Below are 9,030 nucleotides of genomic sequence, written 5' to 3'. Positions count from 1 at the left end.
TTTCATCATAAGCGTTTTGTGGTTTCCAGCCTCAGCTATTTTACCGTCGTCTAGAAGATATATTTTATCTGCATTTTTCACATTCAAAAGTCTATGTGAAATTACAATTACTGTTTTTTCTTTAGACAATTTATTTATACTATCCCAGATTTTTTCTTCACTTTCCACGTCTATATTTGAAGTCGCCTCGTCGAAAATATATATATCTGGATTTTTTATAATAGTTCTAGCTAGGCAAAGTCTCTGCTTTTGACCTCCAGACAGTAGATTTCCACCTTCTCCTACCTTTGTATCTAGTTTATTTGGAAGGCTTTTTACAAAACCATCTAAATTTGCTTCTTTTAGTACTTCGTATATTTCCTCATCCGTAGCTTCTTTTTTGCCCATAATTATATTTTCTCTTATAGTAGTATTAAAAATATAAGCGTTGTGGTTTATAAAGCCTATCTTTTTATTCAACACATCAAATGGGATATCGTTTAAGTTTATTCCATTTAATGTGATTTTTCCTCCATCTACCTCATCTACTTTAAGAAGTAAATTAGTTATTGTACTCTTTCCAGAGCCGCTCTCTCCTACAAATGCCACAGTCTGTTTGTCTTTTATATCTACATTTATATCCTTTAAAATTTTTCTCTGTTTGTCGTAGCTATAAGACACGTTTTCTAATTTTATATCTATATTTTCAAGAGATTTTAATTCTTTTTCATTTAAACTCTCTCTTTGCTCTATTTCTATATCCAGTAAATCGAATATCTTATCACTTGCCGATATTCCGTTCATAGCTACATGGAATAGAGATCCTAGAAGTCTCATAGGCAAGAAAAACTCAGCTGATAATAAAATTATTATCAAAAGCTGGCCTGGAGTTATAATAGAGCTTTTAAATTGACTTACTGCTATCAATATACCAACTGCTGAACATCCAAAAGCGACTAAATCCATTATAGTTATAGAGTTTAACTGCATCAAAAGAACCTTCATAGTTATCTTTCTAAAATTCTCTGCATTTTGATTCATCTCTATATTCTTATCTTCATCTAAATCGAATATCTTTAAAGTAGTAAGACCTTGTAGATTTTCTAAAAATGAATCACCTAAATCTGTGTAAACACCCCAGTATTTGCTTAGAAGCTTCTTAGCTATTTTCATAACTGCCATTATAGTAAATGGTATGAGTGGAACACATATAAGCAGTACAAAAGCCACCTCAAAGCTTATAAACGACAGCACAAAAAATAGAGTCAGTGGAGCCAGGACACTATAGAATAATTGTGGTAAAAATCTTCCAAAATATATTTCCAGCGCTTCAATGCCATCCACGCCCATTTGAACAACAGAGGACGTAGATATAAATTTATTATAGTTGACCCCTATATCAAGTAATTTCTCGTATACCTTCTCCCTTAAAACCTTTTTAACCTCACTCGAGCAGTTTAGAGAAAATTTAGTCGAGTAGTAATTAGCTAAAAATCTTACAGCTAACAATGCTCCTAGGTAAATACCATCTCTTAAATAATTTATATCTAAATTCGAGTTTATCAATTTATCTACAGTACTTCCTATAAATAAAACTACTAAAATATTACATATTATCGATATCCAGTTCATCAAAACCGTCATAGCAATCCATTTTTTTGAACTAGAACACAATTCTAACAGCCTTTTTTTAAACATTTCCAACCTCCTTAATAGTTTTCATTTTGACGAAGAAAACAACCTTTGTAATCCACATAATAACAATAACCATTCTCATTATATTGCTATCGATTTTTACGAACATAATAAGTAACATCAGAGATACAGGTATTGTAAGCATCAACTTGCCCTTCAATGTCATTCCGCCCTTTTCATGAAAATTTCTGACGTATTTATCGTATATTTTCGTTTTCATAAATTTTTCACTCAATCTATCGCTGCTTTTTATATAGCAATAAGAAGTCAATAGTAAAAGAGGTGTCGTCGGTAATACCGGTAAAAATACACCTACTATTCCAAGTAACAACGATATCGTCCCAATTACTATAAGTATTATTTTTTTTAACATACTCTCTCTCCTTTTATCTAGCATATCTTCTTAGGTATAAAATAAATCTGATCATTTTCTTCTCTATGTATATATCCAGATACTCTATAAACGTCGTTTATAGTTTTCTCATCTATGACCCTAGAAGCGCTACCCGTCTTTACTATTTTTCCATCCTTCATTATCACTAGATTATGGCTATAGTTTACAGCTTGGTTTAAATCGTGAAGCACCATTATTATCGTGATACCGTATTTTTGATTCAAGCTTTTGACCACCTCTAGTATCTCTATCTGGTGATATATATCTAAGTAGGTAGTCGGCTCATCTAGCAGTAAAACATCTGTATTTTGAGCTAGAGACATAGCTATAAACGCCCTCTGCCTTTGACCTCCAGATAAATTATTGACCTTTTTATGCTGTATTTCTGAAATCCCTGTAGCCTCGAGTGCAAAGTCTATCATCTTTTCATTTTCAACTTTATCCGTATAAATATTTCTGCCAAAAGAAACTAAGTCCCTAACTGTAATATCATCTGGAGATTCGTGCTCTTGGTAGACACACGATATATATTTAGCTATTTCCTTTTGCTTTAATTTTCTCAAATCCATATCATTTAAGTAAATTTTACCGGACTTAGGCTTTAAATAAGTCGATATCATATGCAAAAGCGTACTCTTTCCACTTCCATTTGGTCCAAGTACAGTAGTAATTTTTCCAGCTTCAAACTCTAAAGACAAATCCTTTATAAAGTCTCTTCCTTTTTGGTAGGAAAAACTCACATTTTCCAATTTAATCATTTTTCTTGCTCCTTCTAAGTATATAAATAAAAAACGGACCGCCTATCAAGCACATTACAAGTCCCACTGGTATCTCGTAAGGTCTAAATAAATTTCTACCTATTGTATCTGCAATCAAAAGCAGAACTCCACCTGTAAAATAGCTAAACGGGATTAAGTATTTATGCTTAGATCCTATCAAAAACCTGCAAATATGCGGTACTACAAGTCCTACAAATGAAATAACTCCTCCTACTCCTGTAGATATACTAGTCAAAAATACAGCTACTGTAGTTATAAGTATTCTCGACTTATTTACATCTAAACCTAAACTCTGAGCCGTCTTGTCCCCCAGTCCCATTAGATCACATCTTTTTATCACTAATAAAATTAAAACGATTCCTATAAGTGTGTAACAGACTAATATTTTAAAATCCATCCAAGTTACATTCACTAAACTTCCCATAAGCCATGTCTGTATAGATGAAACTCCAGCGTTGTTAAAAACCGTCATGACAGATGAAAGTGCATTTAAAATAGAATTCACACAGACACCTGCAAGTATTATCCTCAGAGGAGAAAATCCTCTATCTTCGCCTATCAAATAGACTAAAAACGCAGCTACTATACCTCCTATAAAAGCCATAATCAGCTTGTATTTCGCGATACTTGGAAATAAAACCATCACTAAAATCGAAGCTAAACTAGCTCCCGAAGATATACCTACTATCCCAGGATCTGCAAGCGGATTTTTCATAGTAGTCTGAAGTAAAATCCCAGATACAGCTAAATTTCCACCAATTATTACAGCAGCCAATACTCTAGGCAATCTCAAATCCTTAATTATCAAAAAACCTTCACTTTCTTTTTTTAAAAAAATCCCCTCAATAAGCTCTACAAAAGAGATATCAATACTTCCAATTCTCAAAGATATCAATACAGCTAAAGCTAAAATAAAAACTACGCTCAAAATCATGCATATTTTCTTTCTGTCGCTTAAACCATACGTTTCTATTTTATTCATACAATATTTCTCCTAATTTTTCTAAAGCATCACCTATTTTTAAATTGGCGCTCATTCCAAAATATCCATTTTCTAAATAAGTTATATCTTTGTTTTTAACTGCATTTACATGCTTCCATGATTTCTTTTCTAATTCCTCTTCTACAGATTTTTTAGCTGCTTCAGGCTCTGCATGAGTCATTACAAGTATTTTATCTGGATTTGATTTTATTATTTCTTCAGTGTTAACTTGGGTAAATGAAGTCGTCGCATTTGAAAATACGTTGTTTCCTCCCGCTAGCTCTACTAAATTTCCTACATAGCTTTTATCTGTAGCCACCATCACACTTCCAGGTGCTCCAAATAATACGAGTATTTTTTGATCTGAGTTCTTATTTTTTGATACCTTCTCTTCTATCTTGTTTATATCAGATAAAATTTCTTCGGCCTTCTGCTGTTTTTCGAATTTTTCACCTAAACTAGATATAGTTTCCTTCAAACCGTCTACATCACTCAAATTGTAAAAATCTGCATCTATATTATTTTGTTCAAATTGCTTTTCATAATCACTACCTAGAGTATCTACACATATTACACTAGTCGGCTTCAACGATTTTATAATTTCCATATCTGGATTCATGGGACTTCCGACCTTCGTAGCATCCTTTACGCTTTCTGGTAAATCGTAGCTAGTATTAGGTACACCGCTTACTTTAACACCTAATTCATCTAATATTTCTGTTATTGCAACAGATGTAGCGACTACAACCTGCTGTTTTTCTTCTTTATCAGCAGTATTTTCTTCAACAGTTTGACTCGAACATCCCACAGCTACAAAAACTATTAATAAAGCCGATATCATAAGTAAAATCTTTTTCAATTTTATGTCCTCTCTTTTCTTTATTTGTGTAATTTATATAAATTTAAATAATTTTCTAATTCAATAATCTTTAAATAAAAGGGAAAACTACCCCTGAATTTCCCCCTTTACAATCAATCTTTTTTTTCCTCCGTCTGTACATGTGATTAAAGTTATCTCCTTTTTATCCATGCTTTGACTTAATACAGAAGTATTTTCAGCTTCTGTATCGAATATCTCTTTTATTTTATAAATAAAACTGCCTTTAACTGTTTCTATTTCTATTTCATCGTTTATTTTGGCATTACTTAATTTTTTAAATACTTGATTGTACCAATAGCTGCTGTGTCCTGCAATACAAAAATTCCCGTATTCTCCCGGCATAGCAGTTTCTTCAAAGTGACATACATAGTATTTTAAATACTCTTCGTCCGTTCCTTCTACAATTACAGTCTCTAAATCCAGAGATTTTATTTTTATAATGGCTATTTCGTCTCCAATATTGAAATCTTTTTGTTCTGAGTTGTCTTCTTTTATAGCTTCTTGAAACCTCTCAATGCTGTCTTTTTCAACCTGTTTTGAATAGTATTTTAATCCTTGTGGGATTATTGCAATCAATAACCCCACAATAATTAAAAATCTACTTATTTTTCTTCGCATTTATTTTTTTCTCTTAACTACAAATCCTGTTACAGCGATTACTCCAAGTAAAATAACTGCTACTACGGGTATCTTGTATTTGCTGTATAGAGAAACTTTTTCTGATTTTAACTCAGAAACATCATCAGAAATTTCATCCCTAACAGCTTCAACTTCTTCAGTTTCATCAGCCACCTCGTACTTTTCGATAAGTTTTACGGTTTCAAAATCAGGTATAATGTCAAATTCTACATCTCTCTCCATTGCATCTACATATATTTGAGTCTTTATTTTAGAATCTAGTGAATCTAAATCGAATTTTATCTTTATATTAGAATCTGTCTCTTCTACTATATCTATATCAGTCTCTTTATCATCGACTAATATCCTATGATCCTTCATATATTCAACTCCACTAAACTCTATCGTATAGCTGTAGTCACCTTTTTGAAGAATTTCCAACTCCATAGTTTCATTTAAGTAAGTCCTAGCCATATTTTGTCCTATTTCTTGTTCATGATAGACATCGTTTTTTAATTCATATAATCCCGGCGTTAAATCTTCCTTTTCATCTGCAAAAGAAAAATTAGTCAAACTCATTACAGTTAAACATATCACAAATAAATGCTTTAAAAATTTCATTTTCGATTCCTACTTTCTCTTTTTTCTTCCTAAAAATGCACCTAATGCAGTTATTAAACTTCCTCCCATAAATAGTGCTTCACTATTTATGGCGCTTCCAGTTTGAGGTAATTTTCCATTGTTAGACACTTCAAAATCTTTTACAAACTTATATGTATTTTCAAGTAGTTTAACTCCAAATTCCACAGTTGTATTCATTGGAACTATAAATACATTTACTTTTATATCGTCGCTTAAAGAATTTATTTTAAATCTATAGCTTTTGCTAGAAGAAGTTGATGATACAACTTCATGATTTACTAACGATCCATTTACATAGAATTTATGATTTTGCATTAAATCAACTCCTGTAAATGTAAGAGTTAAGTAAAGCTGACCGTCTATTTTTTCTATTTTAGAATTTTCGTTTAAATATTTTCTGGCCATAGCTTTTCCTGTTTCATTATCGTGTACGATTTCATTTTGTATTGTATATAATTTACCTTTTTTATTAGTATTGTTTTCTACTAGGATTTTATTACTATTATTATTGTTAGTGTTATTTGATATATTGCTTCCACTATTTATATTTACATTATTAGAATTGTTGTTTTCTGGTAACTTACCTTCTTCATTTAAGCTTATAAACTTCAATGTAGATTGATTTAATTTCAAATCAAAGTCTACAGTTCTGCCCATAGCTGTCACATAAGCGCTTATATTAAGTGCTGATGATAAATTAGGTATTTCTAATTTTATTCTCACAGTATCATTTCCAACATTTGTCTTTGTATAAGATAGAGTTTTTGAATTTGATTTTATAACTATATCCTTCATCATACTGCTTTGTCCCATTTCAAATGTAAGATAGTATTTTCCATTTTTTATTTCTAGATTGCTAGTTTCATTTAAAATATTTCTAACCATAGAGTATCCCACTTCATTGTCTAGGATAACTATGTTTTTTATTTGATAATATCCATTTTTATATGTAGTATTTGAATTGCCTCCGTTTACAATTTGATTTTTATCATTTTCTTGTTTATTATCCTCTGGCTTTTCTTGATCTACAGCTTCATTTTTATCTGAAGAAGTAGTGTCGTCATTTTCTTTATCCTGGCTGTCTTCTTCATCTTCTTCTACTGAGTCATCCTTATTTTCTTCATCAGAAGGATTTTTATCAGGAGTAGCACCTGTTATTGTATCATTTTCTTCTTTATCCTCTTCCTTATCAGCCTCATTCCCATTTGAGCTATCAGCTATTTCAGCTTCAACTCTACAAGCTGCCTTTACCACAAAGCCTTCAAAAGGATTTATCTCAAAATTTATTCTTATATCATCCTCTAGAGAATCTATTTTAAAAGTTATCGTTCTATTTTCCCCTTCTAAAGTATTTGTGTACTCTACTTCTTTACCATTTACAGTCGGAACTACAGACTTCATCAATTGTCCTGAACTTAAAACTATAATCATGTATTTTTTATTATTTTCTACTTTTAAGTAACTCCTCTGTACATATTTATTTGCTGATGATTCTTCATCCTTCGTTTCGTGCTTTAATACTGTATTTAATTTGTGTATTTCATTATTTTTAACCGAAACTACACTTTTATTTTGGTAAACCCCATCTGCATATACACTGTTTACAGTTCCTCCAAAGATCGATAAAATAGCCATCATTGCCATAGCTGTTTTTAATTTTTTGTGTCTAAATATCATGTTACTCCTCACTTTCTTTTTTTGTAATATAAGATTATCATATTTGATAATCAATGTCAATTACAAATAATTATATTTTTCAATTCTATTTATAAATTAATTTTAATAGTATAACCTTATGATATTTTTGTCATTTAATATTTAACCGTTAATTCTTGAAAATATAAATTAATTAGACTATAATTTAAATATAAGTTTAATACAGACTTTCAAAAAAACGTTTTTTAAGGGGGATTCAGAATGAAATTTGGTGACAGAGTTTTATATAATAATGGAAGTTCTCATACTTTAGGAGTATACCTAAAAGAAATAAGCTCTCATGAAGCATTAGTTAAACTAGATAACAATCCTGTTAAAGTTGTTTTACCTACTGATAATCTTACATTTGTAAAAGATATGGAACAAATGGATTTAGCTCAAGCTCTAGTAATCGCTGATTACATAGCTAAAGAAGAATACGACGGTCATTACACTTTACTTGCTTTTTCAACTGGATACAGATTCTGTTTTGGAACATTAGACAAAATCTCTTATAATACTACTAGCTTAATGCCTCTTGGTAAAACTATAGAAGAAGCAGTTAAAAAAGCTATCGACGGTAAAATAGATGTAGATAATATTTTAGATAGAGAAGATAAAATGTTAAGATAATATGATTACAAAACTTGTATCAATATTAAATTGGTACAAGTTTTTTTATGCTTATTTTTTGTTTTTGGAATAGTTTGTAAACTTCTAGAATACTTATTAAATAAGATTAATAAGCTCTAAGGAGGTATTTAATATGAATAATGTATCTGCAAATCTCAATATATATTTTGAAGAACCTAATTGGATTTGTGAATATTCGAGAAAAAATGGAGATGATATTGAAATATGTAAAATATTTTTTGATTTTGAGCCTCCAACTTGTGATGTCTATAAATATTTCTTAAAAAATTTCAACAATTTAACTTTCCAAAAAAGTAAACTTGAATCTGAAAAAACTGTATTACTTTAGGCAAAATTTTAGGCTGTTGCAAGTGTATACAAGCTTCAAAACGAGCCTATATATTATTTGCAAACAGCCTATCGATTAATTTATATCGTATAACCAGCAGGTATCTTCATCAATTTTTTTATAAAAAATTCTTCCCTGATCTTCTTCGTATTTTGCTTCGTGGAATTTAAAAATCATGCCATCAGATGATTTGCCAACTACCTCTATTTTTCCCTTTTCACATGAAAAACAGTATTTAAAGCACTTGCCTTGACCATTTTGCATAGCTTTAGCTTTTTCAACTATCTCATATCCTCTAATAAGTGGTACTTGGAATTGGCTTTTGACACCTGAAACAGGTCTACATTGGAAAATATAGTAAGGCACAACTCCGAAAGATGTCAA

Annotated in this window: 10 protein-coding genes and 1 pseudogene; 2 read left to right on the top strand and 9 right to left on the bottom strand. The window is 30.7% G+C overall.

Features of this window, described 5'->3' with window-relative positions; genetic code table 11:
* The 8 genes from MR593_RS07115 to MR593_RS07080 form a co-directional block, all read right to left on the bottom strand.
* Positions 1 to 1,677 (bottom strand): ABC transporter ATP-binding protein/permease (locus MR593_RS07115; protein ID WP_290691318.1); only part of this gene is annotated, 1,677 nt, incomplete at its 3' end.
* The gene (locus MR593_RS07110) at positions 1,670 to 2,047 is read right to left on the bottom strand and encodes a YbaN family protein (RefSeq protein WP_290691315.1); all 378 of its coding nucleotides are present in this window, start codon (positions 2,045 to 2,047) and stop codon (positions 1,670 to 1,672) included. The genes MR593_RS07115 and MR593_RS07110, both read right to left, overlap by 8 nt.
* Before the next feature lie 17 nt (positions 2,048 to 2,064).
* Positions 2,065 to 2,826 (bottom strand): ABC transporter ATP-binding protein, encoded by a 762-nt coding sequence (locus MR593_RS07105; RefSeq protein ID WP_290691312.1) that lies wholly within the window; start codon positions 2,824 to 2,826, stop codon positions 2,065 to 2,067.
* Positions 2,819 to 3,829, bottom strand: a complete 1,011-nt coding sequence (locus tag MR593_RS07100; RefSeq protein ID WP_290691309.1) for a FecCD family ABC transporter permease — start codon at positions 3,827 to 3,829, stop codon at positions 2,819 to 2,821. The genes MR593_RS07105 and MR593_RS07100 overlap by 8 nt, the downstream gene beginning before the upstream one ends.
* A complete protein-coding gene (gene isdE / locus MR593_RS07095) occupies positions 3,822 to 4,688 on the bottom strand; it encodes a heme ABC transporter substrate-binding protein IsdE (RefSeq protein WP_290691307.1) in 867 nt (288 codons plus the stop codon). Before isdE ends, MR593_RS07100 begins: the two co-directional genes overlap by 8 nt.
* Before the next feature lie 87 nt (positions 4,689 to 4,775).
* On the bottom strand, positions 4,776 to 5,327 hold the full coding sequence (locus MR593_RS07090) for a class D sortase (protein WP_290691305.1): 552 nt from the start codon (positions 5,325 to 5,327) through the stop codon (positions 4,776 to 4,778).
* Complete coding sequence (locus tag MR593_RS07085; protein ID WP_290691303.1) at positions 5,328 to 5,948, bottom strand: NEAT domain-containing protein; 621 nt, start codon at positions 5,946 to 5,948, stop codon at positions 5,328 to 5,330.
* Positions 5,949 to 5,957: 9 nt separating this feature from the next.
* A complete protein-coding gene (locus MR593_RS07080) occupies positions 5,958 to 7,646 on the bottom strand; it encodes an NEAT domain-containing protein (protein WP_290691301.1) in 1,689 nt (562 codons plus the stop codon).
* Between the two features lie 240 nt (positions 7,647 to 7,886).
* On the opposite strand from MR593_RS07080, the gene MR593_RS07075 reads away from it, so the two are divergent.
* Positions 7,887 to 8,297 carry a hypothetical protein gene (locus MR593_RS07075; RefSeq protein WP_290691298.1) on the top strand — a complete coding sequence of 137 codons (411 nt, stop codon included), beginning with the start codon at positions 7,887 to 7,889 and terminating at the stop codon, positions 8,295 to 8,297.
* 133 nt (positions 8,298 to 8,430) lie between these two features.
* Positions 8,431 to 8,646, top strand: coding sequence for a DUF2992 family protein (locus MR593_RS07070; RefSeq protein WP_290691295.1), 216 nt, complete (start codon positions 8,431 to 8,433; stop codon positions 8,644 to 8,646).
* Positions 8,647 to 8,721: 75 nt separating this feature from the next.
* Here MR593_RS07070 and MR593_RS07065 read toward each other — a convergent pair.
* Positions 8,722 to 9,030, bottom strand: a pseudogene (locus MR593_RS07065) (KamA family radical SAM protein); the annotation flags it as partial.

Origin of the sequence: Intestinibacter sp. (assembly GCF_022780145.1) — a bacterium.
Classification (GTDB): domain Bacteria; phylum Bacillota; class Clostridia; order Peptostreptococcales; family Peptostreptococcaceae; genus Intestinibacter.
The sequence above is the reverse complement of the archived record's forward strand: the minus strand, read 5'-3'. Positions and strand labels throughout refer to the sequence as shown.